The following is a 26,741-nucleotide window of genomic DNA, read 5'->3' as shown; positions in this document are numbered from 1 at the left end:
CCGATCCCTATGCGGTTCACGGTGTTCTCAAATTCGGTCCCGAAGTAGGTCTAATCCTCGATGAGGAACTGGCGGTTCCCATCGGCCCGGCCTGGTTCATGGTTTAGGTGCCGGCGAGGATATCGAGGAAAACCAGGCGTTCATCGGTCTTCGCCCCGGTCAGCGCGGAGCCAACCGGCAGCTTTTGCAAGTTGCAGACCAAATGCAGGTGCAAACCACAGAAATACCGGTTATGGGAAGCGCGGAACCCATGTTCGGCCCATCTGGTCAAGTCTGAACGGTGCTCCGTCTGCCGCTTGCGTGCACATTTGACCGGTTTCAAATCAACGACCCGGACATCTTCGATGTAGATCGCGGTGCTCTTGGCTAAGGTGCCGATGAGCCAGTCCATCGTCGGGTATCGCCTATGCAACCGTCTGCTGAGGCCAGGTTTTTCCCGGGACGCTAGGGAAGCATCGCGGCGTGGAGCTCCCTAGCATGGCGCAATCAAAGGGCCTCGGAAACGATTCCATGCAAGGTCTGCATCAAGGCCAACGTCATCATATCGGCGTCATAAGTCCGGGGACTGATCCCGATCCGGGGAGGTACGGAACCCGTTCTAAGGCGGTTCTTTCGCAATTACCTGGCCGCAAACTTGGAGTGCTGTGGCGCGGGTGGCCAGATCCTCGTCCACATCTATCTTCAAGCATGCCGGGGGTGGATACGCCGATTCTGTACCTCCTTTGCTCCCGCGTTGAAGGTAACGCGCCGAGAGAACCACTTATAAATTCTCGACTAGGGTACGGCAAAAGGAAAAGCCGACCGACGGTTCCGCCCCGGTGAGGGGGAAAGGAAGCGACGGCCGGCTTTCGCGTGGCTGTGTGGGTCAGAGGCGGCCCTGCGCGATGGCCAGCATGCGGCGCAGCGGTTCGGCGGCGCCCCAAAGCAGCTGGTCCCCGACGGTGAAGGCGGAAATGTACTTCGGGCCCATCTCGAGCTTGCGGATGCGGCCCACCGGGATATCCAGGGTGCCGGAGGCGGCAACGGGCGTCAGCGCGTCAACGGTGGCTTCCTTGGTGTTCGGCACCACCTTGGCCCATTCGTTGTCCTGCGCCAGGATCTTCTCGATCTCGGTGACCGAGAGGTCCTCGGTGAGCTTGAGGGTCAGTGCCTGGGAATGTGAGCGCATGGCCCCGATGCGCACGCACAGCCCGTCGATGACGACCTTGTTTGAGTTGGTATTGCCCAGGATCTTGTTGGTCTCGACCCCGGCCTTCCACTCCTCCTTGGACTGCCCGTTGCCCAAGTCCGCATCGATCCACGGGATCAGCGAGCCGGCAAGCGGCACGCCGAACTGGGTTGCGTCCAGGCCTCCGCGCTGGGCGGCAAGCACCTTGCGGTCGATCTCCAGGATCGCCGAGGCCGGGTCGTCCAGTTCGCCGGAGACGTGGTTGTTGATCTCGCCGAACTGGGTCAGCAGTTCGCGCATGTGACGGGCCCCGCCGCCGGAGGCTGCCTGGTAGGTCATCGCCGTGCCCCACTGGACAAGCCCGTTCTTGAACAATCCGCCCAGGCCCATGAGCATGCACGAGACGGTGCAGTTCCCGCCGATGAAGTCCTTGGTGCCCGAAGCCAGCGAGGCATCGATGACGTTGCGGTTGATCGGATCAAGCACGATCACCGAGTCATTGTTCATGCGCAGGGTGGAGGCGGCATCGATCCACAGTCCGTCCCAGCCGCGGGCACGCAAATTGCCATGGATCTTTGCGGTGTAGTCCCCGCCTTGGGCCGTAACGATGATCGGCAGTTTGGCCAGGGTGTCAAGGTCGTAGGCGTCCTGCAGGGAAGGGGCACCTTCGGCAAATGCCGGGGCGGCACCGCCTGCATTGGAGGTAGAAAAGAACACGGGATCAAGGTTCGCGAAGTCGCCCTCGTCCTGCATGCGTTGCATCAGGACGGAGCCGACCATGCCACGGTAACCAACAAAGCCAACGGAAGAAGTCATGGATCCAGCTTAAGGGGTGCGGGCCCCGGGAGCGGATTCGGTTACGAACCGCTGCAGATAAAGGTTACGGCAGGTGCAGGGGTGCTTGCAGCGAGGGCTTGGGCACCCCGCGGGCCTTGCGCAGTTTGCGTGCCCGGTGTTCGGCCAGGCCCAGGTGCATGAAGTACCAGCCGCCGGCTGCCAAAAAGGCCGTGACGAAATACATGCCCGTCCGTTCCCCGGGCGTGGGACCCTGGTCGATGAAGGCAAAGATACCCAAGGCCAAGGTTGCCAGCCAGAACAGGGTGCCGCCGACGAGCATGCCCGGGCCGCTGGCGATCTTGGGCCCGGGGCCGCCGGTGACGAAGCCGATCTCTTCCTTCTTGTAGCTGAAGAGTTCGCCGTCGACGGTGCGCACCAGGCACCGGGCCTCGCCCCGGGTCATGGCCTCGTCATGGGCAAGGATGACCGCCTTGTCACGCTTGTCGCGTTCGGGGTCGTAGTACCGGAACATGCTTTTGGGCTTGCGCGGAGCCTCGCTCATCGACCCGTGCCGGTGTCCTGTTCGGCCAGCAACCGCTTGCGGGTGCCCACTGCCTTCAAAGAACCAAAGGCGAAGAGCTGGGTGATCGTCAGGATCAGGATCAATCCCACGATCTTTGACCCGGTGATGATCAAAAAGAGGCCCAACCCGGCAAAGACCAGTGCGAAGAGCGGGAAGAGCATGTAGCCCAGGACGAACAGGGCCTCGGGGTTGGCCTTCAAGGCTTTGATGCTCTCTTTCATGCCTTCTTCTCCCATGCTTCGATACGGTACTGCGTACCGTTCTTGGCGGTGCTCCAGCCGGTGTCCGGTTCGCTGAGCACCTTGGACCACGATCCATCGAGTATCGGGGCCTTGGTATCGCCCTCCGGTTCGGCATTGATGAGGGTCCGGAGGGCCAACTGGGCGGCCTCGGCGAAGAGCCCGTAGATCTCGCCGCCTCCGATCACCCAGATCTCTTGGGCGCCGGCGCCGGCGCGGGCAGCCTTCAGCGCTTCCAGTGCCGTGGCCACGGGTATCGCGCCGGAGTTGGTGAGTTCCTGGTGGCGCGAGGCATCGCGGGTGATCACGATGTTGGTGCGATCGGGCAGCGGTCGGAACTTTTCCGGGAACGATTCCCAGGTCTTGCGGCCCATGATCACCGGGTGCCCGGTGGTGGTTGACCTGAAGTAGGCCATGTCCTCGGGCAGGGTCCAGGGCATCGACCCGTCCTTGCCGATGACGTGGTTGGCCGCTTCGGCCCAGATCATGCCGATGCGTTCGCTGGCGTTGGTGTTGGCGCGGTGTCCGGCGCCTTCGTTGTTATTGCTCATACGGCGATGGGGGCCTTAATCGTCGGGTGGTGTTGGTAGCCCTCGATCACGAAGTCATCAAGGGTGTACTCGAAGATGGAGTCGGGGGTGCGTGCGATGCACAGGCGGGGGTACGGGTACGCGGTGCGCGTGAGCTGCTCGGCGACCTGTTCACGGTGGTTGTCGTAGATGTGGGTATCCCCGCCGGTCCAGATGAACTCGCCGGGTTCCAGCCCCAGCTGGTCCGCCACCATGGCGGTCAGCAGCGCATAGGAGGCGATGTTGAACGGAACGCCCAGGAACATGTCGGCGCTGCGCTGGTAAAGCTGGCAGGAGAGTTTGCCGTCGGCCACGTAGAACTGGAAGAACGCATGGCACGGCGGCAGCGCCATGTTTTCGATTTCCGCGACGTTCCACGCCGAGACGATGTGCCGGCGTGATTCCGGGTTCTGTTTCAGGGAGTCCATGACCTGGGAGATCTGGTCGATGTGCCGCCCGTCGGCCGTGGGCCAGGAGCGCCACTGCACCCCGTAGACCGGCCCGAGCTCCCCGTCGGCATCCGCCCACTGATCCCAGATCTTCACGCCGTTCTCGCGCAGGAAGGCGGTGTTCGAATCCCCGCGCAGGAACCACAGCAGTTCCACGGCAACGGACTTGAAATGCACCCGCTTGGTGGTGATCAACGGGAAGGACTCCGACAGGTCAAAACGCATTTGTCGGCCAAAGACACTCGAGGTTCCGGTGCCGGTGCGATCGCCCTTGGCAGTGCCATGGGCCAATACGTCACGCAGCAGATCCTCATAAGGGGTTTGAATTCTCACCGCTTCAGTCTAGCCGCCCCGGCGATCCGTCTTGCCCGGGCCCCGGGCAGCATGACCGCTGCCTCGGTACGGGCTTAGCAGGTCAAACCCTCCACCGGCAGCCCGTATTCACGTTCCACTTCGCCATCGCGGTAGCGAGGTTCCTTATAAATGCCTAGCCGCCAGCGCGCAGCCGGCCCCGCAGAAGCGCCAGCAAGGTGGCGTCCTCGATGCCCGCGGCGCGTGCGGCGGCGATCAATTCGGTGATCTTTGCGTAGATCCCGCCCTCGGCATCCACGGTGGTGGAGCTCGGAGCATGGGTCACCACGGTCCCCAGCCGCCGTCTGCTTTCGATCAGGCCGAGTGCCTCAAGTTCCTTGTAGGCGCGCGCCACGGTACCGGTGGCAACGCCCAAGTCCCCGGCCAGAGCCCGCACGGTGGGAAGCCGGGACCCGTCGGCCAGCTGCCCTACGGCGATCAACGAGGCGATCTGCGTGCGGATCTGCTCGAACGCGGGAGTCGCGTCGCGCAGATCGACGGTGACCAGCGCGGTCAATGGCTTCTCCCGCTCGTGCTCGCGCGTTGGGTTGGCGAGTCGGTCCGGGATCCGCGCATGGCGGTTGACGCCGGAATGAAACACAGCACAAGGCCCAGTACCAGGGTCACCACCTGGCTGGCAGAGGGTCCCACGTCGGCGGCGACGTGATCCGAGTATGAGAGGGAACTCGACGCCCAGTAATCGAGGTTGGCCAGGCTCGATGCCACCAGCAGGCCTACACCGCCGAAGACCCGGGCCCCGCGATGGGCCACGAGGATTCGAATCCTACGGTCTTCACCCCGGCTTGCACCGGCCAACGCACCTCGTGTGCACGCGATGCGGTGCAGCGCCCAGGCAAGCAAACCGGCTAGGATCATGGCTCCCAGGAACCACCAGGCGGCGGGCGCGATTTCCGGTGGTGCTTCCATCGCGAAGACAACGATGCTTGCCAGGCCCGCGGCGGTGCCGCAGCCGATGGTGGCGATGAACCAAGCCGGAAGCAATGAAGAGCGGACAACGGCTGGTCTTGCCCCGGTGCCCAAGCGGCGAGAGACGCCATGGGCTGCCAACGCCTGGATCAGGAAATAGCCCAGGGCCAGCAACGCCAGGGCACCGGCCAGTGATGCAAGTTCCTCCAGCCTTCCCGGTCCGGTGGAGGAAATGAGTTTGTGGACCTCTTCACCGTTTTCGTTGACGATCTCCCAGCTGCTGGAACCCCGGGTCGATAGCCCGGAAGGAAGAATCACCATGACGATGACCAACGCGACCGAGATGCCTTGGGCAAGGAACAGCAGGTCGCGGGCGTTGGAATAGGCGAGCGAGTGCCAGGCGGTGCCCGGGCCAACGGCGGGGTCTAAGAACGAGAGCTGCGGGGGAGCCCAAGCTGCCATCGCTATCACCGCCACGATCATCCAGATGCCATTGGCGTTTACCAGCCATCCGGCGAGGGACTCGGCGCGGCCTTCACCTGTGCCCCGGGAATCCGTCGAAAGTCCCCAAGCGGCGCGTGCATCCATGCCCTGTGCCAGGTACTGCAGGGACATGGCGCCAAAGCCGGAGACCACGATCACCGCGGTGCGCAGCAGCCTGTTGATCCACACCCTGCGCAGGATGTTGTTTTCTTCCGCGTCAAGGGTTTGCAATGGCGGGCGCCGGATCACCAGGATCGTGATGCCCGCAACACTGGCCAAGACCAGGCCCAACCCGCCTGCCAAGTATGGACCCACCACGGAGCCGGGCCCGGTGCCGTCGATGCCCGGGAGTGAGATCATCTCTCCATCGGCGCGCAGCTGATCGATCTGGTCCGCGGAGAGAATGTTCCCGTCGGCATCAACGGGATTGCCGAATTGGTCGGTTTCCCCCGCGAAGCCCTGGAGGAAGGGCTGTCCGGAATCATCAAGCCCCCCGCTTTCCGGGCCTTCCACCGAGCTCCAAGCGCCGGCGTCGTATCCGGTGCGGGAGGGCGCGCCGGCGTCGTTCCACGCGGCGGCGATGGCGATGGAACTCAACAGCGTGACGAGGAGCAGCACCCCTGCAAGGTATCGGGGAACCACTTTCTTGGCGCTGCGTACTTCCAGGGACGCGGTTCGCACCGGTTGCAGGTGCCGCGGCCACGTGTACTGGCCAATCAGGTAGACCGCACCGAGCCAGAATCCAGGGGCCGCCGCGTGCACGGCGAGGTGTTCAAAGCCGGTTGCGTTCGCGGGGTTCCCCTCTGCGGTGGCCCAGAGGTTGGACAGGCCGGAGGTGCCGCTGGCAAAGAACGCAATCACCGCGGTCCACAATGCATGGCGGGATACGCCTGTGGTGTTGGCCCGTGACGCCGGGTCTGCCGCCATGAAGCGCAGTACCACATAGATCAATGCCGCACAGAGTGCCAAGGACAGGCTGGCTGCGGAGAATGCGTCCATGGGAAGTGCCCCTCGAATGACTTTTGTATCAATGTGTCAACTCATTGAGACAAAGTTCGAGGGGGAATGCAAGGGTAGGCGCCGCCGGCGGCCAAATCGTTATCCGGCGAGCAGGTCGTTGTACTCCGGGTAGCGGCGTAGGTAGTCCTGGACGTAGGAGCAATGCGGAACGATTCTCAGTTCGCGCTCCCGCATCTGTTCCAGCACCAGGGTGACCAGGGCGCGTGCGTAACCCTGGCGACCGTATTCCTCGTTGATGATGGTGTGTTGCAACGTGGCGACGTCGCCCTCCAGGCTGTAGCCCAGGAACCCGATAAAGGTGGAGCCGTGCCACAAGCCGTAACGGCCGCGGTCGGCATCGTGGTTGAGGCGCAATCCCTGGTGGGCAATCTTTTCCACGTTCTTGTCGTGGGCTTGGTGGGGGGCCATGATGCACTCCTTGCAATGCTCTGAAAACACCGGAACCCCGCGTTGGGGCCCCTGCTAGAAGACTACCGCGAAGCGGCAGCCCTAATCCTCAAACGCGTCGTAGACTTCCACCGAGATGAGCTTGCGCTTGCGCGAGAGCGGTTGGTGCACAACGATCACCGCACCGGGGTGCAGGTACGGGTCCGTCGCGGGCAGGAAGGACGCGGGGGCCGGCTTCAGCCGCTCCCGCAGCTCGGCGATCACCGGCGGAAGCACCGGGCGGTGCGTGCACACCGCCTGAGGACGGCGCTTGTCCAACAGCTTGGCCACTGCCTTGCGGGCCTTCTCCGGGTGGCGCTTGGCCTCGTGCTCGGTGAGCGAACCCAGCATCTTCACGTTAAAGCGGTGCTGCTTCAAGTATGGGGCCACCGTTTGCACGCAGCGTGTCCAGGGGCTCGAAGCCACCCTGGCCGGACGCCAAGAGCCCAGCAGCCTGGCCACGGCCAGCGCCTGGCGTTCCCCGGTGGCGGCCAACGGACGCTTGCCCTCTTCGCGGGTCCATTTCGAACGCGGCTTGGCCTTGGCATGGCGCACCACCACAAAAGGGTGGGTCTCCAGCAGGCCCTCCTTGTACGCACCCACCAATGCCTCCAGCGGTTCCACGTCCCCGGGGTTGGTCAGCCACGCCCGTGCCATCTTCGGGCTGGCCCAGCGCACCGCGTCGGTTTCCTTGCCGTCGGGCACCGGCGGGGTGCCGGTGGACTTGGCGGCCCAGTAGTAGACAACCTTGGCGCCGGCGCCCACCTGGTAGCTCATGGCCGGCAACGGGATGCCCAGGGTGATGTCCATGCCGACCTCTTCGAAGACCTCCCGGGTGGCGCACTCGGGCATGGTTTCCCCGGCGTCGATCTTGCCCTTGGGCCAGGACCAGTCGTCGTAGCGGTCGCGGTGGATCATCAGGACCTCGAGGCCCTCGGTGCCCACGCGCCAGATCAGTGCCCCGGCCGCCTGGACCTCGAACTGCCCGGCCCTGATCTCGGGTGAATCGCTTGAACGCGTGAAATACACGGCCCTAGCGCCTCACGACTGTCCGCTGGCGGGTCCGCGATTCGATCAGCCACGACTGGATGTCCTGAAGCGGGGCGCCGTCGGCGTCCTTGTGGTGCCGGGTCCACTCGCCTCCGGAGTCCAGGTGCCAGCTGGCGGTGCCCGGGTCCATGTAGCGGTCCAGCAACGCCACCAGGTCGGTGATGTCCTCCCGGCTGCTCAGCGAAACCAGCGCCTCGACGCGGCGGTCCAGGTTGCGGTGCATCATGTCGGCCGATCCGATGTACACCACCGGTTCCCCGGCATTGGCGAACATGAACACCCGGCTGTGTTCCAAAAAACGGCCCAGTACCGAGCGCACCTTGATGTTCTCGCTCAGCCCCGGAACCCCGGGGCGCAACGCACAGATCCCGCGCACGATCACATCGACCTGCACCCCTGCCTGCGAGGCGCGGTAAAGGGCGTCGAGGATTGCCTCGTCGACCATCGAATTGACCTTGATGACCACCCGGGCGGGAAGCCCGGCCTTGCGGTTGGCGATCTCCGCCTCGATCCGGTCGATCAGCCCCGAACGCAGCGAGCGCGGGGCGACCAGCAGGCGCTTGAACGTTGAGCGCGGGGCATAGCCCGAGAGCTGGTTGAAGAGCCTCGAGAGGTCCTCGCCGACCGCGTCGTCGGAAGTGAGCAACCCGAGGTCCTCGTAGTAGCGGGCGGTGCGCGGGTGGTAGTTGCCGGTGCCGATGTGGCAGTAGCGGCGCAGCTTCTCGCCCTCGCGTCGGATCACCAAGGAGAGCTTGGAGTGGGTCTTTAGCCCCACGATCCCGTACACGACGTGCACCCCGGCCTGCTCGAGCTTCCGGGCCCAGGTGATGTTGGCCTGCTCGTCGAAGCGTGCCTTGATTTCCACCAGCGCCAGGACCTGCTTGCCGGACTCGGCGGCATCAATCAATGCATCCACGATCGGGGAATCGCCACTGGTGCGGTAGAGGGTCTGCTTGATCGCCATGACCTTGGGGTCGTTGGCGGCCTGCTCCAAAAACGCCTGCACCGAGGTGGAGAACGAATCGTAGGGGTGGTGGAGCAGGATGTCGCGCCGGCGCATCGCGGCGAACACGTTGGCGGCCTTGGAGGTCTCGGATTCATTGAGGAACCGCGAGGTGTGTGCCAGGTGCTTGGGGTAGTGCAAATCGGCACGGTCGATGCCCGCGATCACGCCCAGCCCGCGCAAATCCAGCGGCGCGGGAAGCTCGAAGACCTCATCCTCGTCGACACCCAGCTCGCGCACCAGCAGCGCCCGGATGTTGGGGTTGATGTCCTCGACGACCTCCAGGCGCACCGGGGGGCCGAATCGGCGGCGCAACAATTCCTTCTCCAGTGCCTGGAGCAGGTTTTCCGCATCGTCCTCCTCAACCTCGAGGTCCTCGTTGCGGGTGACGCGGAAGAAATGGTGCTCGACGATCTCCATGCCCGGGAACAGGTGCTCCAGATGCACGGCGATCACTTCCTCCAGGGAGATGAACCGTGCCACCCTGCCCGGGGAGTTCCCGGCGCGCGGGCCGTCAACGGAGATCAACCGGGGCATGGTGTCCGGGACCTTGAGCCTGGCGAAGAGCTCCTTGCCGGAAACCGGGTTGCGCACCACCACAGCGAGGTTCAGCGAGAGCCCGGAAATGTAGGGGAAGGGGTGTGCGGGGTCAACGGCCAGCGGGGTCAGGATCGGGAAGACCTGGTCGATGAACCAGCGGTGCTGCTCCGATTGACAGCGCTCGTCCAGCTCGTCCCAACCCACCAGCAGGATCTGTTCCTCGGCCAGGGCCGGGCGCACCGCCGAGGCGAAGACCTCCGCGTGGCGCAACTGCAGCGCATGGGCCTCGGAGAGCAGCATTTCCAGCTGGTCGATGGGGCTCACGCCGGCCGCGGAGGTCACCGCCAGTCCGGTGGCGATCCGGCGGTTGAGCCCGGCAACGCGCACCATGAAGAACTCGTCGAGGTTCGAAGCGAAGATCGAGAGGAAGCTCACCCGCTCCAGCAGCGCCAGTTCGGTGTCCTCGGCCAGCTCCAGGACCCGGGCGTTGAAGTGCAGCCAGCTCAGCTCACGGTCCAGGAACCTGTCGTCGGCGAAGTCGCCGTCGGGGATCGGGGAGGGCTCGAAGTCGGGCAGCTCGATCCTGTCCTGCGTGGCACGGGATGCCGGGACGTCCGTGATGCCCACGGAGGAGGTGATTGGGTGCGGATCCATGGCTGTTGCCCCTAGCGTTCAATGAAGGTGGAGATTCCGTGTCTGCGCACATCGTGCCACGCCTTCAAGGCCGCGGCACGGCGTCGTTACCTAGCTTAGCGAAACCGGTGCGTACATGACGTCGACGTCCCATTTGGTGAAGCCCAGCTTCCGGTACAGTGCCACCGCCGGGGTGTTGTCCGCATCGACGTAGAGCATCAGCGCATCCAGGCCCAGCGAGTCCAGGTGCGCGATGCCCGCCAGGGTGAGTACCTTGCCCAGCCCGGTGCCCTGGGCCTCGGGGATCACGCCCACCACGTAGATCTCCCCGATCGCCTGGTGCTCGCCGGTGGTGGGGGAGGACAGCGCGGGGTGCACCTTGGTCCAGTGAAAGCCCAGGATCTTTCCGGCCTTATCGACCGCCAACAGGAAGCCTGCGGGGTCGAACCAGTCCTCGGACATGCGTGAGGCCAGGTCCGTATCGGTCATGGCGCCCTGTTCCTGGTGCTGGGCAAATGCCGCGGCGTTCGCCGCAACCCACCCCGGGCCGTCGGTGGCAGGATCGAACGCGCGGATGGTGATGTCTTCGGGCACCTCGGGTGCCGGGACCTGCGTGCCGGCGACCATGCGCATGCGCCACAATTCGCGGATCGGGGCGTAGCCGAAGCGTTCGGCCAGCTTCGCGGCGGCCTCGTGGTTCCCGTGGGCCCAGGCACGCAGGGTTCCTAGGTCAAGTTCCGTGCCCAGCGCGGTGATCAGCGCGGCGGCGATCCCCGAGTCCCGGAAGGAGGGGTGGACCACCATTTCCAGGGTGCCCGGGTTGGCCTGGTCCCCGCGCACGGCAACGGCGGCGCCGACAAGGTCGGTGGAGACAGTGTCATCGTCCTGGCCCAGGTAGCCGTAGGCACCCACCAGGAGCCCCGAGGCTGAGGCCGTGCGCAAATCGACAAGGGTCTGTTCGCTCAGCGGGGGGTTGCCGTCGGCTTCCTCTGCGGCGGCGAGGAGCTGGAGCAATTCAGAGAGCACCGCCGGCTCCGGGGTGCCGGTGACGATCTCGATGCTGACTTCGGGTTTCGGTGCGGCGTTCATACTTCCTAAGATAGCCGCAGCGGCACCTAGGCGTCGATTGTCTCGCTGTTTTCGCGGCGTTGCGGGGCGAAACGGTATCCGACGTTACGCACCGTGTTGATGAGTTGCTCGTTCTCGGTGCCCAGCTTGGCGCGCAGCCGGCGCACATGCACATCCACCGTCCGGGTGCCCCCGTAGTAGTCGTGGCCCCAGACCTCGTGGAGCAGCTTCTCGCGGGTGAAGACCCGGCCGGGGTTCGCCGCCAGGTACTTGAGCAACTCGAATTCCTTGTAGGTGAGGTTCAGTGCGGTGCCGTGCACCTTGGCGGTGTAGCTGGCCTCGTCGATGAGCACCCCTGCGACGCGGATGGGGGCGCCCGGGGCTCCGGGGGCAGGCGGAGTGCGGGCCGTGGCCAGGCGCAACCGCGCCTCGACTTCCGCCGGTCCCGCCGTGTCCAGGAAGACGTCATCGACCTGCCACGACGCGGAGACCCCTGCCATCCCTCCCTCGGTGAGCACCAGCAGCAGCGGGGCACAGACACCGGTGCTGCGCAGCATTTGGCACAACGTGCGCGAACCGGCCAGGTCCTTGCGGCCATCGACCAGCACCACCTCGGCATCCCGGATTCCCGGCAACGCGCTGGAGTTTCCCGGTAGCACCCGCACCTGGTGGGAAAGCAGCTCGAGGGCGGGAACGATCTCGGCGGAGGAGCCCGCGGCGTTGGTCAACAGCGTGATCACTGCCATCTTGGCCTCCCCGTGCGGGCTTGGGTTTCCGGCTCCCTGGTCTTGGAGGCACCGCGTTGGCGGTGCCCGTCGGTCCGTGGAGCGGGAAACGGTGCTTACCTCATGAAGTATAGGTGGCGGCGGGCTGCCGCGGCTGAGCAGCGGCACCGGCACGCCCAACACGCGGTGTGTCCAAGGCGCGGGGCGAAATAGGGGCCACCGGGTGGCGGTAAGGCAGGATGGATGGCGTGAGACTCAAAGTTTTGGCCACAGGAACCATTGCCCTTGCCCTGCTGGTTGGTGCCGGCTACCTTCCCGGGGACACCACCTGGCCGCTGGTCGCGGTGTCGGTGGTGTTACTTGCGCTTTTTTCGATCGGTTGGCCCCGGCTGATGAAGCTGCCCTCCCCGATCCCGGTGTCTGTGGTGATCTTCCTGGCCGGAACGGCCGCGACGTTGCTGGGACTGATGCAGGAGCCGGGCCCGTCCCTGGAAACCGTGGCCCCGGTGGTGGCCGCCGGAGTGATCCTTGTCTTCCTCACCCAGCTGGTGCGCGGCACCGATGCGCAAAAGCGCCTGGAGTCCGTCGCCGTGGGTATTTCCGGCATGCTCGTCGCCGCGTTCGGATCCGGTTGGGTCATGCTGGGAATCGATTCACGGTGGCACGTGCTGGGGTTGGTTGCGGGGATTTCCATGGTGGGCGCAGCAGTGCCCGGGATGCTGCGCTGGCCTGACCGCATCGTCTTCCCGCTGGGACTGGTGCTGGCCGTGCTGTTGGGCGGGGCCGCGAGCTTGCTGGACCAACGTATCGGCGTTCTCCCAGCACTGGTCCTGGGTGCGGGCTGCGGGCTAGTCGTTGTCGCCGTCAGGGCCATGCTGGTGTCCGTGGGCGGACCCAAGGGCACCCTCCAGATGGCCGCCGCGGCACTGGCACCGCTGCTCGTGTGCGGATCCTTGAGCTGGTACGTCTCCGCGTTGTTGCTCTAGCACCGGGGAACGGGCCGGCGCCGCGGCGCGGGCAGGTGGCCGATGTCATGAAAGACGCGGTGCGCCGGGCGAAGCAGTTAGGATGGTGGCATGAACGAATACCTTGGACTTGAAATCTTCTTCCTCACCCTGCTTGTCGTAGCGGGCTTGGGCATGGCCGGCTTTGCCGGGCTTGTGGTGGCACGCCTCTTCAAGGGCCAGAAGTAAGCAACCACTAAGCAGCAAAGGGAAGCGCAGCGATGGCAATCGAGATCCCTACCGACTTGACTCCCGAACTGGTGCCGCTCTCGTGGCTGATCGGGACCTGGGAAGGTTCCGGGCGCCTGGGCGAAGGCGAAACCCAGGACGAGCACTTCTTCCAGCGCGCGAGCTTTACCCAGAACGGGCTTCCGTTCCTGGAATACAGGTCCGAAACCTGGATCACCGACGAGCAGGGCAACATCTTGCGCCCGCTCACCGTTGAAACCGGGTTCTGGTCCCTGGAGCGTCCCATGGTCGACGCCGACCCGGGTCCGGGAATGACCCCCGGGGAGGTGGTCCCGGCACTGCGTTCGGCCCAGGACGTCGAAGACCTGCGCACCGACGATGACGGGTTCAAGATCCAGGCGAACATTTCGCACCCCGGTGCGATCAGTGAACTCTATTACGGCGTCATCACGGGCCCGCAGATCCAGCTGGCCACCGACTTGGTGACCCGCGGGTCCAACGCCAAGGCCTACGCCTCGGCCACCCGGATCTACGGTCTGGTCAACGGGGATTTGTACTGGCGCTGGGATGTATCCACCGGCGGCAACGAGTTGAAAGCGCACGCCTCGGCCGCCCTGAAGAAACAGGGATGAACATGGCGAACTCGCCGTTATTGTCACGACCCGGCGCAGTCGCCGGAGCACAGACCGACGCGGGCGTAGCTGCCCACTACGGGGAACCCAACAAGGAACAACGCGCACTTTTCAACGGTGACGCGATCGCGGATCTCTCCCACTTCGAAGTGGTGCAACTTGCCGGTGAGGACCGGCTGACGTGGCTCAACACCCTCTCCAGCCAGGCCTTGGATAACCTGCATCCGGGCCAAAGCACACAAACGCTGCTGCTCACGGTGCAGGGCCGCATTGAATTCGACATCCGCGTGCTTGCCGGCACCGACTTCCTCTGGCTGCTTCTGGAGCCGGGCCAAGCCCGGCTGCTGGTCACCTTCCTTGAACGCATGCGCTTCATGATGCGCGTTGAAATCACCGACGTCTCTGAGCAGTACGCACTGCTGGGCGCCTGCGCCGCGCAACCGGCCTTGGCACACTACCCGGTGTGGATCGACCCGTGGCCAGGGGTGGCCGTTGGCGGCTACGCCTACTCCGCTCCCGAGGAGCACCCGGGCACCGAAAGCCCCTGGTACCTCTACATCGTCCCTGCCGCAGAGCTGGAGGCCGCTGTGGGGACGACGCCGCTGGCCGGGATGCTCGCTGTCGAGGCCCTACGCATTGCCGCCTGGCGCCCCCGCTTCGGCTTCGACACCGACGAGAAAACCATCCCGCATGAGCTGGATCTGATCCGCACCGCCGTGCACCTGGACAAGGGCTGCTACAAGGGCCAGGAAACCGTGGCCCGCGTCCATAACATTGGACGCCCACCGCGGCGCCTGGTGTTCCTGCAGCTTGACGGCTCGATGCACACGCTTCCCGCCGTCGGCTCCGAGGTCCGGATCGGTGAGAAGGTCATCGGAACCCTGACCTCCGTGGCCACGCACTTCGAGGCGGGTCCGATCGCCCTGGCAATCATCAAGCGCAACATCGACACCGAGTCCGACGTCGATGTCGTGGACGGCGAGGAACACTACGCCGCCAAGCAGGAAACCATCGTGAGCCCCGATGCGGGGCAAACCGCCGGACGCTTCACCGGATTCCTGCGCACGCCGCGCTAAGACCGGCAGCTACACGACGACGCCGCACCGGCAAAAAGGGGGGGCGGGACAAGCGCACTGCGTTTGCCCCGGCCCCCCTTTTTTCATGCCCTGCCTACATGCCGTTGTGCAGTTTCAACGTCATCATGGAGCCGACCACTTCAAAGCCCAGCGAGGTGGCAAGTGCGTTGGCCGCATCCTGGCCGTCCTTGATCCGGGCCTGCGGGATCAGGCCCTCGGAGAGTGCATCGTCCACGGCAAGGGCGGCTGCGTACCGGCCCAGCCCGTGGCCGCGCATTTCGGGGTGGGTGAGCACCCTGGTGTCAGCCAGCAGGGTGCCGGGGCTCGTGTAGCCGGAGCCGGCCACCGGATCGTCACGGGTGTCGGAGAAGAGCACGAAGCATTGGTCCCAGGCGTCCAGGGTGGTAGAGACGGCGTCGTCGCGCGGGGATTTCTCGCGCAGCTCCGCCAAGTCATCGATGTCGACAGAGACGGTGATGTGTTCGGAGTCCACGATTTCGCAGGGGGAATCGAGGTAGGTCAGCGCGTCGACCCCGAGCGAGCGGATCGAGGGTGCCAGCCCCCAGGAATGCAGCAGCCCCAGCAGCGCCCGGTCATCGACGAAGTGGTGGGCAGCGGTTTCGCGCAGCAGCGGCAACAGTTCCTCGGGGGCGCGCACCACCTGGTGGTCGCCCAGGTGCAGCACCTCGACCTTGTCGGTGCCCAGTGAGGGCACGAAGAGGCTCACCGGCTCGCGGTCCGGTTGCAGCCCGGAGTCGGGCACACCGAATTCGCGGGCCCAGGACAAGGCGATGATGGCACGGGTGCCGAATTCAAGATTCACGTTCCGAGCCTAATGCAGGAGCAGGCCGTTGGCTGTTGTTGGCGTCCCGTGGCCTTCAAAATCAGGAAGGCCACGGGACGCCACACCGCAGGCAAAGGCGGTACGGTGCGGTGCGCCGTTGGCACCCGACGAAGCCGAATCAGCCGAAAAGGATCTTGGCCTCCTCGTAGCGGTCCTGCGGTACTCGCTTGAGGTTGTTCAGCGCGGCCTGGAAAGGGACCCTGTTGATCTTGGTGCCGCGCAGCGAGACCATCGAACCCCATGCCTCGTCGGTGACCGAATCCACCGCAGCCATGCCCAGTCGGGTGGCCAGCACGCGGTCAAAGGCGCTGGGCACCCCGCCGCGCTGGATGTGTCCAAGCACCGTGGCCCGGGTCTCGATTCCCGTGGCGTCCTCGATGAACGGGGCGAGCTGCTCGCCGATCCCACCCAGGCGCGGACGGCCAAAGGCGTCCAACCCGCGCTCGGAGAAGGCCTCCTCGGCGCCCTCGGGCACAAAGCCCTCGGCGACGACTACCAGGGGCGCACGCCCGCGGTCGCGGGCCTCCGAGACCCAGGCGTAGATCTGTTCCATAGTCGTTGACTGCTCGGGGATCAGGATCGCATGGGCCCCGGAAGCCATCCCGGCGTGCAGCGCCAGCCAGCCAACGTGCCTGCCCATGACCTCGGCGATCATGCAGCGGTGGTGCGATTCCCCGGTGGTGCGCAACCTGTCGATGGCCTCCACGGCGATCTGGTTGGCGGTGTCGAAACCGAAGGTGTAGTCGGTGGCGTCCAGGTCGTTGTCGATGGTCTTGGGAACCCCGACGATTTTCAGCCCGGCATCGGTAAGCCGCTTGGCCCCGGCCAGGGTTCCTTCGCCGCCGATGGCGATGATCGCATCGACGCCCACGCGCTCCAACGTCGCGGCGATGTTTTCCGGACCGGAATCCGCTCCCTCGAACGCGTTGGTGCGTGAGGTGCCCAGGATGGTGCCGCCCTGCTTGGAGATGCCACGGACCGCGGTGCGGGGCAACTCCATCGCATCGCCTTCCTTGACCCCGCGCCAGCCATCGCGGAACCCCACGAATTCATGGCCGTAGCTCTTGATGCCGTTGAGCACCGCTCCACGGATGACCGCGTTCAACCCGGGGCAGTCCCCGCCACTTGTCATGATCCCGATGCGCATGCAAACTCAATTCCTCGTAGCTGCTCGATCACCCGCAAAGCGGTTCTTGGTTTTGCGGGTGTTTGTGTGCTGGAGCGCGACGTTGGGCTCGCCATGAGCCAGTCTAGCCAAGCCGGGGTTGTGATCGCCACCACCGCGGGGTTCGACGTTCGTTAAAGAGGCCCGTGGTGCCCGGGGGTTTCGCCCCGGGCACCACGGCCCCTGCCTACGGAAAGCCGGTGCGCCCTAGCTCACCGCACGGATCATCTTCTGCAGGGGGATCGAGTCGTCCTGTGCCGGAAGCAGCAGCCACGCCACGATGTAGGCGCCCAGGCCCAGGACCGGGAGCAGGAAGCTGAGCAGCACGCAGATGCGCACCAGGGTAACGTCCCAGCCGAACTTCTCGGCGATGCCGCCGGCGACGCCGCCGGCCAGACGCTTGGGGCCGCGGCGGAAGGGGATCGAGCGAAGGGAATTGAAAAAGGTGTCCATGGTGTCAAAGTCTTTCATGTTGAACGCGGAATGCTTGTGTGGACCGGCAGGCAAGCCGGTAGTTTCCGGCCTACCGGGCTCGGCGGGCCGCGATGATCCCCGCAATGATCAGGATCGCCCCGGCGCCGCCAATCAGCCCGATGAACAGCAACGGCGTGCTGAAGGCGAAGTTCAGCAGCAGGCCGGCGAGCAACGCGATTCCGACGACCAGCAGGATCAGGCCGAAGACCAGGGTTCCGGCCGGAAATGCGGGGGCGGGATCGTTGTGGGTGTTGGGTCCTGTGACGTGCTGGCTCATGGTGCAACCTCGGCTTTCGCTACGTTGATCTCGATGCTGTTGAATGCGCCTTCCAGGTCCAGGTACAAGGTGGGACCCGAAGCGCCGGGGTTGAGCTCGGTGAGACCGTTGCGCACCTGGGTTTCGGAGCCGTTGATCTGCATCGAGGAGAAGGGATTCTCGGAGTCGATGAGCACCGGGATGTTGTCCGGCAGCGTCAGCTTCATCGAGGAGAAGACATTGTCGATCTTCACCGTGGTGTCCGAGGTGATTGTGGAGTAGGAGCGCAAATCCGTCTCCCCGGAGTGGAAGACGTTGGTCATCGTTCCCGAGTCGGTGGTGCTGATTCCCATGAAGCCGGAGTACGGACCGTTTTCACGCAGCGATCCGCCGCCCCAGACCAGGGCCAGGACAAGTGCCGCGATGCCGAATCCAACCAGTGCGCCGCCGGTGCGGTTCTTCACCGCTGCCCCGATGATGCCCAGCGCGATGATGATCAGTGCCACCGCAAGCCCCACGGCGACGGCGTTGGCCGGCAATACCAGCAAGCCCAGCTTTTCCAGTCCGGTGACCAAGGCGAAGGAGAGCACCGCCAGGCCCAGGACGATGGTTGCCGCATAGCCGGGGATGGACTTGTGGCGTGCCGGGCGCGGTGTCTTGGAAGGTTCCGGCGCCGCCGGCCTGTCGAAGGTCGCCGAGGCCCCAGGCGCCGTGCCGTAACCGGGGTTGGGGGTCGGCCGTGGCGCTGTCGGGCTCCCGTACGCCTTGGAGGGCTCCGGGGACTCGGAGGTATCGGCTGGTGGAATCGGCATGGTTTTATCCTCTGTGAAGGGCCTGGTGGCTGGCCCGCTGCCGGGCAACGGCGTGTGGGTTCCGATGGCGTCTATCGGTGAAGCGGCCTGCGTGGTTCCGGAAACGGCCCGGTCATCGGGTTCAGTGTCGCCGCCCTTTGGCTTGGAGCGGTTGGCATCGTCCCCGCTCGTTCCTGGTGAGTCGTTGTTGTCCGGAAGCGGGACCATGCCCTGCAGGGCATGGGCGGACAGCGGAGTCGTTGCAGAGGCCCCGGGCGTGAATGGTGCGCTGGCCGCGGAGGTGCCCTGTTCGAAGCCGGCGTGGCCGGCGGGGTGGGTTGGTGGCGCGGGGGACGGCTCGCTTGGCCAGTGGTAGCCGGAGCCCGGCTTATCCTGATCGCGCCCTGCCCCGGCGAAGCGTCCACGGCGGGCGAAGATCAAAAAACCGACTCCCAGGATCACCAGAAGGGTCCAGAACCCGCCGTCCCACCAACCAAAGGCGGCCGGGGAGCTAACGGAGCCGACGATGAAGAAGATCAACGCGCCGGTCATCCCGTTGCTCCAATGCCCGGCGAGGACCTCTTGGAAGTGGATCCGCCCATCGGGCCCCGGTAGGAAAGCCCAGGCCAGCCCGTAGAGCAGCAAACCGACGCCGGCCACGAAGCACAAGGCCACGAAAATGCCGCGCACCAAGATCGGGGAGATCCCGAATCGTTGGGCAACACCGCAAGAGACGCCGCCAACCCAGTGGTCTTCGCCGCGTTGCAGCCCCAGTTCCCGTACCCAACGGAAGAACCCGTTGTCCATCGATGATTCGTTCATGCTTCCATCCTTGTCCTCAACAGGCTCCGCCCGCTATGGGGGTCGCCCCTGATTGAACCCTGAGCGGTACCCCGGAAGAAGCCAAAAGACCGGGAAACACGGCGCCGGCATGCTTGGATGGATACATGAGCCAAACACCCCTGCGCCCCGCACTGTTGCGCGGGCAACCCCGCGTCATCGCAGGGGTATGTTCGGGGATGGCCGCCCACCTCGGAGCGCCGCTTGCCTGGGTACGTATCGGTTTTGCCCTGGCCAGCTTGCTGGCCGGGGCCGGAATCGTGCTTTATGCCTGGCTCTGGATCTTTTTGCCCAGCGCCGATGACGCCAAACGAGATGCCGCTCGCGCCGCCGGCACCCGGCGCTTCACCCTGGCCGAGGAATTGGGGCCCAAACCCGATGCCCCGGATACCGACCCCGCGGAAACCGCCGCGATGGCCTCGCTGCGCCAGGTCCTCATCGGCCTGGCCCTGCTCCTGGTGGCGGGCTTGGCCGCGGCGCAACTGCTTGGTGTCCAGATCCGCTGGAACCTCATATGGCCCACGCTGGTGGTTCTTTCCGGCGCGGTGCTCACCTGGACCCAGCTGGATGAGGGCGGGCGGGCAGGACTGCGCAAGAGCACCGGGTCCCTGGAGCCCAAGGGCCTTGCCCGGCTGCTGGTGGGGCTGGCCCTGGTGGTCGCCGGAGTGCTCTTGCTGCTCAGCGGTTCGGTGGGACTGAACGCACTGCTTTCCGGGCTGGCGGTGGCCTTGGCGGTGATTGCCGGCCTGGTGCTGGTGCTGTTGCCGTGGGCGTTGCGGTTTTGGCGGGACTTCGTCTCCGAGCGGGCGAACCGGGTGCGTTCGGCCGAACGTGCGGACATCGCCGCGCACCTGCACGATTCGGTGCTCCAGACCCTGGCCCTGATACAGAAGCGTGCGGATGACCCGGCCAGGGTGCTCACCCTGGCCCGTGCCCAGGAACGCGAGCTGCGCTCCTGGCTCTATGACGAGCCCGAGCGAAGCAAGAATGAAATCAGCGCAGCGATCCGCGCTGCAGCGGCGGAGATCGAGGAGCTCTACCTGGTTTCCATCAACGTGGTGGCCGTGGGGGAGCGGACCGGGGCCCCGGGACACGACGCGCTGTTGCAGGCCACTCGTGAAGCGTTGACCAATGCAGCGAAGCACGCCGGTGGCACCATTTCGGTCTATGTCGAGGCATCGGTGTCCCTGGTGGAGGTATTCGTGCGTGACCGGGGGCCGGGATTCGACCCCGAAACGGTCGGCACCGACCGGCACGGGGTGCGCGAATCAATCATGGGGCGCATGGAACGCAACGGCGGGCATGCAAGCATCAAAAGCGATACGGAGGGCACCGAGGTGCACCTTGTGATGGAATCGGAAAACGGAGAAGACAATGACTAAGGCTACCGAGGGCACCACGACGGGCAAGGTTCCGGTGGTGGTGGTCGATGACCACGGGATATTCCGTTCCGGGCTCAAGGCGGATCTGGATAACCGCATTGAGGTGGTCGGGGAGGCCGCCACCGTCGAGGACGCCATTGCCGTGGTCCATGCCCGGCGCCCCGCGGTGGTGCTGCTGGATGTGCACCTGCCCGGCGGACGCGGCGGTGGTGGGGCCGAGGTGCTTGCCGGATGCGTCGACGTGTTCGATGAGGTGCAGTTCCTGGCCCTGAGCGTCTCGGACTCCGCCGAGGACGTGGTCACGGTGATCAGGGCCGGGGCCCGCGGGTATGTCACCAAGTCCATTTCGAGCACCGAGATCTTCGACGCGGTGCTGCGGGTGGCCGGCGGGGATGCGGTGTTCTCCCCGCGGCTTGCCGGGTTCGTGCTCGATGCCTTTGGTACCCAGGCGGCGATCAGCGCCGATGAGGAACTGGATCTGCTCAGCGCCCGTGAGCTTGAGGTCATGCGGCTGATCGCCCGCGGTTACAGCTACAAGGAAGTTGCCAAGGACCTGTTCATTTCGGTCAAGACCGTCGAAACCCATGTTTCCTCGGTCTTGCGCAAACTCCAGCTTTCCAACCGGCATGAACTGACCCGTTGGGCCGTAGACCGACGGATCCTCTAGAACCCAAGTCCCCGGGGCAGGGATGCGAAAGGTCGGTGGCCGGAACCGCGCTGCGGATTCCGGCCACCGACCTTTTGCCATCGGGTAAAAGGTGCCTGCCTGGCTACTTGGCTTCGCCCAGCAGCGTCGCCAGCCGGCCCACGCCCTCGGCGAGGTCGTCGTCACCCAACGCGTAGGACATGCGGATAAAGCCGGAGGGGCCGAACGCCTCGCCGGGAACCACCGCGACCTCCACCTGCTCCAGGATCAATGCGGCAAGCTCGGCACTGGTGCGCGGCACCACGCCACGGATCTCGCGGCCCAGTAGCCCACGGACATCGGAATACGCGTAGAACGCTCCCTCCGGGACCGGGCAATTCACGCCGTCAATGGCGTTCAGGGCGCTGACCATCGCCTTGCGGCGGCGGTCGAACGCCGTGCGCATCTCGATGACAGCATCAAGGGGACCGGAGACCGCGGCAAGCGCGGCCATCTGCGAGACGTTTGCGACGTTCGAGGTTGCATGCGATTGCAGGTTGGTGGCGGCCTTGATGACATCGATTGGTCCTGCCATCCATCCCACGCGCCATCCGGTCATCGCATAGGTCTTGGCCACGCCGTTGAGGATGATGACCTTGTCGCCCAGTTCCGGGGCAGCGGTGGCGATCGAGGTGAAGACCGCGTCGTCGTAGGTCAGATGCTCGTAAATCTCGTCGGTGATGACCCAAAGGTCCTTGGACGCCGCCCACCGGCCGATTTCGGCGACCTGGTCCGGGGAATACACGGCGCCTGTCGGGTTTGAGGGCGAGACGAAGAGCAGCACCTTGGTCTTGGGACTCAACGCCGCATCGAGCTGGTCGATGGTGACCTTGTAGCCCTGTTCAGGACCGGCAAAAACCTCAACGGGGACACCGCCGGCCAAGCGGATGGCCTCGGGGTAGGTCGTCCAGTAGGGGGTGGGCACGATGACCTCGTCACCGGGATCCAGCAGGGTGGCAAACGAGTTGTAAACCGCTTGCTTGCCGCCGTTGGTGACCATGACCTGTGCGGCGTCGAGCTTGTATCCCGAGTCCCGCATGGTTTTCTCCGCCACAGCGGCCCGCAGCTCGGGCAGTCCCGCTGCGGGGGAGTAACGGTGGTACTTGGGGTTGCGTGCCGCGGCAACAGCTGCCTCGACGACGTAGTCGGGGGTGGCGAAATCCGGTTCGCCGGCACCGAAGCCGATGACCGGACGTCCCGCAGCCTTCAGTGCCTTGGCCTTGGCATCGACGGCGAGAGTGGCGGATTCTGCGATGGACCCGATTCGTCGGGAAATGCGTGACATGGCGTCGCTTCCTGGAATGGAGATATGGACGTGCGGATAAGCCAAGCTTAGTGCGGGCGGAGGTTCGGGCACCATTATTCTCCAGACACACCCGCGTAGTGTGAAGCTGCGTCCAAGGTGGCGCGTGCCCATGGCGGTGAACGCCGCCGCCGCGATCTCCGCACGTGGGATGGCTCAGGTCAGCGGTCCTTAGGCTCAATCCACACAACCCGGGGGCGCCGCCGATGCGCCCATCGGGCTAGTGTTCCGGGTCGCGGCCGTAGCGCTGGCGAAAGAGCTCTTGGGCCGGCTCCGCGTCGAGGTCCCGCTCCAGCTGCCGGTGGCGCACCTGATGCCACTGGAGGTAGGCCGCAGCGCCAAGAAACAGCGGAGGAGTCAGGGCAAAGGGCAGGAAGAGCACTCCCGAATACTCGACCAAGCCGAATTGTGCGCCTCCGGCCAGCACCAACAGGCTCATTCCCGCCCACGTCAGCAAGTTGACGCCCAACCGCATGGCCCATAGGGCAAGGCCAACGCCCAGGTACCACGACAGCGGCAGCGCAGAACCCATGGCCAGGACGCCCACCAGTGCACCTAAGAACAGTTGAAGCACCATGGTTCCTGATAGTTCCCTCTTTGCGCGCAGGCAGATCCAGACGCCGATGGCGATCAGTGCGGGAACGGCGGCCAGCAGCAATTGGGGCAAGGCACCGGGGGAGGGGGAATAACGTGCGGTGATCCGAAGGATCGCATCGAGCGCGGAACCACCGGCAAAAACCAGCAGGACCAGGGCGCTGGACAGCTCGGGGGAGACGGCCTTGGCGGTGGAGGGGAGCATGCACGCAAACCTAGCAGTGGAAATCCGCCCGGGTTTCCTGCGGTGAAAGGGCTCCGGGAGGCCCGGTTCGACAAGCAGCACGTTCTTTGCGTAGACTTAATCCTCGGTGTTGGAAAACATCTGGATCACCAAGTCGACATCGATTTGATGGTTCGTGGGCGTAAGCACCATAGGGTAGTGGCGCAATTGGTAGCGCAGCGGTCTCCAAAACCGCAGGTTGCAGGTTCGAGTCCTGTCTGCCCTGCGCAGTGGCAATCATCTACGATTGCTCGGCGAATATTCACGTCACGGTGTGTTGTGGTCGATACGGCTGTGGCACACCGTGATTGTTTCAAGTGGGACAATCTGAAACGAGGAATCGGTGACCGAAACGACTGCGAGCAACTCGCATGGCGCTGGGCACAACAACAAACCGTCCAAGGCCGGTTTCTTTGCGGGCATTGCCCTTTTCTTCTTCCGCCAGATGATTTCCGAACTGAAGAAGGTCGTCACCCCGACGCGAAGCGAATTGGTCAACTACACGTTGGTCGTCATCGGCTTCGTCGTGTTGATGATGCTGATCATTTCCGGTCTGGACTTCGTGTTCGGCAACGGATCGATCCTTGTCTTCACCAATTCGCCCGAACAATAACCTGGGATCATTCGCCCCAATATTTCTGGTGAACCAGTAACAGAAAGCAGGAACCGCAGTGTCCGAGCAGGAACACGAACCGCAGGCCACCGAAGAACTCGAAGGCCAGGGCGTAGAGGTCGATACCAATGAGGTGTCGACCAATTCCGTCGTTTCCGAGGACGCCGAGCAGGCTCCCGTTTCCGAGAACGCCGAGCAGGCTCCCGAGGATCAGGCTCCGGTCTCCGAGGATGCCGAGCAGGCGCCCCGGGATCAGGCTCCAGTCTCCGAGGATGCCGAGCAGGCGCCCGGGGATGAAGCCGAAGAGGAAACCCCGGCTGTGGATCCCATCGAGGAATTCCGCACCCAGCTGCGCCGCCAGCCCGGTGAGTGGTACGTCATCCACTCCTACGCCGGTTACGAAAACCGCGTGAAGCTCAACCTCGAGACCCGTAGCCAGACCCTTGGCATGGAGGAGCTCATTTATGAGATCCAGGTCCCGATGGAAGAAGTCGTGGAGATCAAGAACACCACGCGCAAGATCGTGCGTCGTGTGCGCATCCCCGGCTACGTGCTTGTCCGCATGGAACTCACCGACGCCTCATGGGGTGCGGTCCGTCACACCCCCGGTGTCACCGGCTTCGTCGGCAACGCCCATGACCCGGTCCCGCTGCGTCTTGATGAAGTCTTCTCGATGCTCGAGCACACCATCGTGACCGAAGAAGAAGGCGAGCACTCGAAGTCGGGCCGCGCCCCGATCACCGAGGTCAACGTCGATTTCGAGGTTGGCGAATCGGTGATCGTCAACGATGGCCCCTTCGAGACTCTCCCGGCAACGATCAGCGAGATCAAGCTGGATTCCTCGACAATGGTCGTGCTGGTCTCGATCTTCGAACGCGAGACCCCCGTGACCCTGTCGTTCAGCCAGGTCACCAAGATCCAGTAATATTTAGACTTCGTGCCTGCGCCCGGATGCTTTACCGGGAGCACGGCACGGTTTCGGCCGCCGAGCCACGGCGGTCAACCCCCCGAGGCACGCTCCTGTGCAACGGGGCAACGCAACAGAAGAAGGACCCGACATGGCCCCCAAGAAAAAGGTCACCGGACTCATCAAGCTGCAGATCAACGCAGGCGCCGCAAACCCGGCACCTCCGATCGGTCCCGCGCTTGGTCAGCACGGCGTCAACATCATGGAATTCTGCAAGGCTTACAACGCGGCCACCGAGTCGCAGCGTGGCAACGTGGTTCCGGTTGAAATTACTGTCTACGAAGACCGTTCTTTCACCTTCATCACCAAGACCCCGCCGGCAGCCGAGCTCATCAAAAAGGCTGCAGGCGTTGCCAAGGGTTCAGCTACCCCGCACACCGTCAAGGTTGCCAAGCTGACCCAGGCCCAGGCCGAAGAGATCGCCGCCACCAAGATGGAAGATCTCAACGCTAACGACATCAAGGCCGCTGCCTTGATCATTGCAGGCACCGCCCGCTCGATGGGCATCACCGTAGAAGGCTAAGCAACACCTTCCACACCCGCGAACCCGGAGAAGATCCAGGAGCGCACACCCAAAAACAATAAAGACGATGCGGAACCATCCGGAATCCTTCCGGTGCACCACATCGCAAGTGGCAGGGTCGCGCGCGATCCATACATGACCACGACTGCATAAGGAGAAAAAGCAGATGGCAAAGCGCAGTAAAGCATTCGTAGCCGCCGCGGCTAAGATCGAAGAAGACAAGTTCTACGCTCCGGTTGACGCCGTCGCACTGGCCAAGGAAATCGCCTTCTCGAAGGCTGACGAGACCGTTGAGGTTGCTTTCCGCTTGGGCGTTGACCCGCGCAAGGCCGACCAGATGGTCCGCGGCACCGTTATCCTTCCCCACGGCACGGGCAAGACCGCCCGCGTCCTGGTGTTCGCCAACGGCGACAAGGCAGAAGCCGCAATCGCGGCCGGCGCCGACTTCGTTGGCTCGGACGACCTGATCGCCAAGATCGCCGGCGGCTGGACCGATTTCGACGCAGCAGTTGCAACCCCTGACCTCATGGGTAAGGTCGGCCGCTTGGGCAAGGTACTGGGTCCTCGTAACCTGATGCCGAACCCGAAGACCGGCACCGTCACCATGGATGTGGCCAAGGCCGTCAGTGAAATCAAGGGTGGCAAGATCGACTTCCGCGTCGACAAGCACTCGAACCTGCACTTCATCATCGGCAAGGTTTCCTTCGATGCCCAGAAGCTGGCAGAGAACTACGCAGCAGCACTGGACGAGGTGCTTCGCCTGAAGCCTTCCTCCTCCAAGGGCCGCTACATCACCAAGGCCACCGTGGCTTCGTCCTTCGGTCCCGGCATCGCCGTTGACCCGAACGTCACTAAGGTGTTCGCAGACGCCTAAGCGCATCTGACCTTGCAGATATCCCGTTCCCACCACGGTGGGGGCGGGATATCTGCGTTTAACCCCAGAAGTGCCCCGAGCATGCTTCCTGGGGCCAGAGCGGCCTGGAATGCGGGCAGCGCTACCTTGCCCGCTGCCCCGGGGTACGAACACGACACCGATGCAGGGCCCATCAGCAGGAACCTTCCGGTTGGTAGATGCAAAGGTCGGCATCGTGGCGGTGTGCCATGAACCCGGGCTGGTGCATGCTGGATTGCCTTCACGCTCCGAGGTCCCTGGTGGCCAACTTTGCGCC

General features: G+C 64.5%; 29 protein-coding genes and 1 tRNA gene. 10 read left to right on the top strand and 20 right to left on the bottom strand.

Annotated features, from left to right (window positions below; translation table 11 throughout):
* Positions 1-103: 103 nt before the first annotated feature.
* The 13 genes from ABEA12_RS12035 to ABEA12_RS11975 all read right to left on the bottom strand — a co-directional run bounded on the left by ABEA12_RS12035 (position 104) and on the right by ABEA12_RS11975 (position 12,032).
* Positions 104-391, bottom strand: coding sequence for a transposase (locus ABEA12_RS12035; protein WP_210100086.1), 288 nt, complete (start codon positions 389-391; stop codon positions 104-106).
* Positions 392-865: 474 nt separating this feature from the next.
* Positions 866-1,984: an aspartate-semialdehyde dehydrogenase gene (gene asd, locus ABEA12_RS12030; protein ID WP_210100087.1), complete on the bottom strand. Its 1,119-nt coding sequence runs from the start codon at positions 1,982-1,984 to the stop codon at positions 866-868.
* A gap of 64 nt (positions 1,985-2,048) precedes the next feature.
* Positions 2,049-2,507 carry a hypothetical protein gene (locus ABEA12_RS12025; RefSeq protein WP_210100088.1) on the bottom strand — a complete coding sequence of 153 codons (459 nt, stop codon included), beginning with the start codon at positions 2,505-2,507 and terminating at the stop codon, positions 2,049-2,051.
* Positions 2,504-2,749 (bottom strand): NF038396 family protein, encoded by a 246-nt coding sequence (locus ABEA12_RS12020; protein WP_345468345.1) that lies wholly within the window; start codon positions 2,747-2,749, stop codon positions 2,504-2,506. Before ABEA12_RS12020 ends, ABEA12_RS12025 begins: the two co-directional genes overlap by 4 nt.
* On the bottom strand, positions 2,746-3,318 hold the full coding sequence (locus ABEA12_RS12015; protein WP_210100089.1) for a dihydrofolate reductase: 573 nt from the start codon (positions 3,316-3,318) through the stop codon (positions 2,746-2,748). Before ABEA12_RS12015 ends, ABEA12_RS12020 begins: the two co-directional genes overlap by 4 nt.
* The gene (locus ABEA12_RS12010) at positions 3,315-4,118 is read right to left on the bottom strand and encodes a thymidylate synthase (RefSeq protein ID WP_210100090.1); all 804 of its coding nucleotides are present in this window, start codon (positions 4,116-4,118) and stop codon (positions 3,315-3,317) included. Before ABEA12_RS12010 ends, ABEA12_RS12015 begins: the two co-directional genes overlap by 4 nt.
* Positions 4,119-4,272: 154 nt before the next feature.
* A complete protein-coding gene (locus ABEA12_RS12005; RefSeq protein WP_210100091.1) occupies positions 4,273-4,653 on the bottom strand; it encodes a GntR family transcriptional regulator in 381 nt (126 codons plus the stop codon).
* Positions 4,650-6,545, bottom strand: a complete 1,896-nt coding sequence (locus tag ABEA12_RS12000; protein ID WP_210100092.1) for a hypothetical protein — start codon at positions 6,543-6,545, stop codon at positions 4,650-4,652. The genes ABEA12_RS12005 and ABEA12_RS12000 overlap by 4 nt, the downstream gene beginning before the upstream one ends.
* Before the next feature lie 99 nt (positions 6,546-6,644).
* The gene (locus tag ABEA12_RS11995; protein WP_210100093.1) at positions 6,645-6,974 is read right to left on the bottom strand and encodes a GNAT family N-acetyltransferase; all 330 of its coding nucleotides are present in this window, start codon (positions 6,972-6,974) and stop codon (positions 6,645-6,647) included.
* Positions 6,975-7,055: 81 nt separating this feature from the next.
* The gene (locus ABEA12_RS11990) at positions 7,056-8,021 is read right to left on the bottom strand and encodes an NUDIX hydrolase (RefSeq protein WP_210100094.1); all 966 of its coding nucleotides are present in this window, start codon (positions 8,019-8,021) and stop codon (positions 7,056-7,058) included.
* A gap of 4 nt (positions 8,022-8,025) precedes the next feature.
* Positions 8,026-10,239, bottom strand: a complete 2,214-nt coding sequence (locus ABEA12_RS11985) for an RNA degradosome polyphosphate kinase (RefSeq protein ID WP_210100095.1) — start codon at positions 10,237-10,239, stop codon at positions 8,026-8,028.
* A 90-nt stretch (positions 10,240-10,329) separates the two neighbouring features.
* Positions 10,330-11,307: a mycothiol synthase gene (gene mshD, locus ABEA12_RS11980; protein WP_210100096.1), complete on the bottom strand. Its 978-nt coding sequence runs from the start codon at positions 11,305-11,307 to the stop codon at positions 10,330-10,332.
* 26 nt (positions 11,308-11,333) lie between these two features.
* Entirely contained in the window at positions 11,334-12,032 is a 699-nt protein-coding gene (locus ABEA12_RS11975; RefSeq protein WP_210100097.1) for a winged helix-turn-helix domain-containing protein, read from the bottom strand.
* A gap of 227 nt (positions 12,033-12,259) precedes the next feature.
* On the opposite strand from ABEA12_RS11975, the gene ABEA12_RS11970 reads away from it, so the two are divergent.
* From ABEA12_RS11970 to ygfZ, 3 genes are all read left to right on the top strand, one after another.
* Positions 12,260-12,997, top strand: coding sequence for a hypothetical protein (locus ABEA12_RS11970; RefSeq protein WP_210100098.1), 738 nt, complete (start codon positions 12,260-12,262; stop codon positions 12,995-12,997).
* A gap of 239 nt (positions 12,998-13,236) precedes the next feature.
* Positions 13,237-13,836 carry a heme-binding beta-barrel domain-containing protein gene (locus ABEA12_RS11965; RefSeq protein WP_210100099.1) on the top strand — a complete coding sequence of 200 codons (600 nt, stop codon included), beginning with the start codon at positions 13,237-13,239 and terminating at the stop codon, positions 13,834-13,836.
* A 2-nt stretch (positions 13,837-13,838) separates the two neighbouring features.
* A complete protein-coding gene (ygfZ, locus tag ABEA12_RS11960; RefSeq protein WP_210102479.1) occupies positions 13,839-14,912 on the top strand; it encodes a CAF17-like 4Fe-4S cluster assembly/insertion protein YgfZ in 1,074 nt (357 codons plus the stop codon).
* Positions 14,913-15,006: 94 nt separating this feature from the next.
* Here the strand turns inward: ygfZ and ABEA12_RS11955 are convergent, their stop codons facing one another.
* The 5 genes from ABEA12_RS11955 to ABEA12_RS11935 form a co-directional block, all read right to left on the bottom strand.
* Entirely contained in the window at positions 15,007-15,735 is a 729-nt protein-coding gene (locus ABEA12_RS11955) for a GNAT family N-acetyltransferase (protein WP_210100100.1), read from the bottom strand.
* A gap of 139 nt (positions 15,736-15,874) precedes the next feature.
* A complete protein-coding gene (locus tag ABEA12_RS11950; protein ID WP_210100101.1) occupies positions 15,875-16,903 on the bottom strand; it encodes a 6-phosphofructokinase in 1,029 nt (342 codons plus the stop codon).
* A 225-nt stretch (positions 16,904-17,128) separates the two neighbouring features.
* Entirely contained in the window at positions 17,129-17,392 is a 264-nt protein-coding gene (locus ABEA12_RS11945; RefSeq protein ID WP_425571778.1) for a PspC domain-containing protein, read from the bottom strand.
* A 52-nt stretch (positions 17,393-17,444) separates the two neighbouring features.
* Positions 17,445-17,672 (bottom strand): hypothetical protein, encoded by a 228-nt coding sequence (locus ABEA12_RS11940; RefSeq protein WP_210100102.1) that lies wholly within the window; start codon positions 17,670-17,672, stop codon positions 17,445-17,447.
* The gene (locus tag ABEA12_RS11935; protein WP_345468332.1) at positions 17,669-19,264 is read right to left on the bottom strand and encodes a PspC domain-containing protein; all 1,596 of its coding nucleotides are present in this window, start codon (positions 19,262-19,264) and stop codon (positions 17,669-17,671) included. The genes ABEA12_RS11940 and ABEA12_RS11935 overlap by 4 nt, the downstream gene beginning before the upstream one ends.
* 125 nt (positions 19,265-19,389) lie before the next feature.
* Here ABEA12_RS11935 and ABEA12_RS11930 point away from each other — a divergent pair, with 125 nt between their 5' ends.
* Positions 19,390-20,664, top strand: a complete 1,275-nt coding sequence (locus ABEA12_RS11930) for an ATP-binding protein (protein WP_210100103.1) — start codon at positions 19,390-19,392, stop codon at positions 20,662-20,664.
* Positions 20,657-21,331 carry a LuxR C-terminal-related transcriptional regulator gene (locus ABEA12_RS11925; RefSeq protein ID WP_210100104.1) on the top strand — a complete coding sequence of 225 codons (675 nt, stop codon included), beginning with the start codon at positions 20,657-20,659 and terminating at the stop codon, positions 21,329-21,331. Before ABEA12_RS11930 ends, ABEA12_RS11925 begins: the two co-directional genes overlap by 8 nt.
* A gap of 103 nt (positions 21,332-21,434) precedes the next feature.
* On the opposite strand, the gene ABEA12_RS11920 is transcribed toward ABEA12_RS11925, so the two are convergent.
* Together ABEA12_RS11920 and ABEA12_RS11915 are read right to left on the bottom strand one after the other, a co-directional pair.
* Positions 21,435-22,634 carry a pyridoxal phosphate-dependent aminotransferase gene (locus ABEA12_RS11920; RefSeq protein WP_210100105.1) on the bottom strand — a complete coding sequence of 400 codons (1,200 nt, stop codon included), beginning with the start codon at positions 22,632-22,634 and terminating at the stop codon, positions 21,435-21,437.
* Between the two features lie 238 nt (positions 22,635-22,872).
* The gene (locus ABEA12_RS11915) at positions 22,873-23,451 is read right to left on the bottom strand and encodes a hypothetical protein (protein ID WP_210100106.1); all 579 of its coding nucleotides are present in this window, start codon (positions 23,449-23,451) and stop codon (positions 22,873-22,875) included.
* Positions 23,452-23,622: 171 nt separating this feature from the next.
* Between ABEA12_RS11915 and ABEA12_RS11910 the strand changes: the two genes are divergently transcribed.
* The 5 genes from ABEA12_RS11910 to rplA all read left to right on the top strand — a co-directional run bounded on the left by ABEA12_RS11910 (position 23,623) and on the right by rplA (position 26,446).
* Positions 23,623-23,695, top strand: a tRNA-Trp gene (locus tag ABEA12_RS11910).
* A gap of 117 nt (positions 23,696-23,812) precedes the next feature.
* On the top strand, positions 23,813-24,082 hold the full coding sequence (secE, locus tag ABEA12_RS11905) for a preprotein translocase subunit SecE (RefSeq protein WP_210100107.1): 270 nt from the start codon (positions 23,813-23,815) through the stop codon (positions 24,080-24,082).
* Positions 24,083-24,140: 58 nt separating this feature from the next.
* Positions 24,141-25,007 carry a transcription termination/antitermination protein NusG gene (gene nusG, locus ABEA12_RS11900; RefSeq protein ID WP_210100108.1) on the top strand — a complete coding sequence of 289 codons (867 nt, stop codon included), beginning with the start codon at positions 24,141-24,143 and terminating at the stop codon, positions 25,005-25,007.
* Positions 25,008-25,140: 133 nt separating this feature from the next.
* Positions 25,141-25,572: a 50S ribosomal protein L11 gene (rplK, locus tag ABEA12_RS11895; protein ID WP_210100109.1), complete on the top strand. Its 432-nt coding sequence runs from the start codon at positions 25,141-25,143 to the stop codon at positions 25,570-25,572.
* Positions 25,573-25,738: 166 nt separating this feature from the next.
* Positions 25,739-26,446 carry a 50S ribosomal protein L1 gene (rplA, locus tag ABEA12_RS11890; protein WP_210100110.1) on the top strand — a complete coding sequence of 236 codons (708 nt, stop codon included), beginning with the start codon at positions 25,739-25,741 and terminating at the stop codon, positions 26,444-26,446.
* The last annotated feature ends 295 nt before the right edge of the window (positions 26,447-26,741 follow it).

Source organism: Paeniglutamicibacter antarcticus (assembly GCF_039544305.1).
Lineage (GTDB): Bacteria > Actinomycetota > Actinomycetes > Actinomycetales > Micrococcaceae > Paeniglutamicibacter > Paeniglutamicibacter antarcticus_C.
Note: the sequence above shows the minus strand (reverse complement) of the source record. Positions and strands in the feature narration are given on the sequence as shown.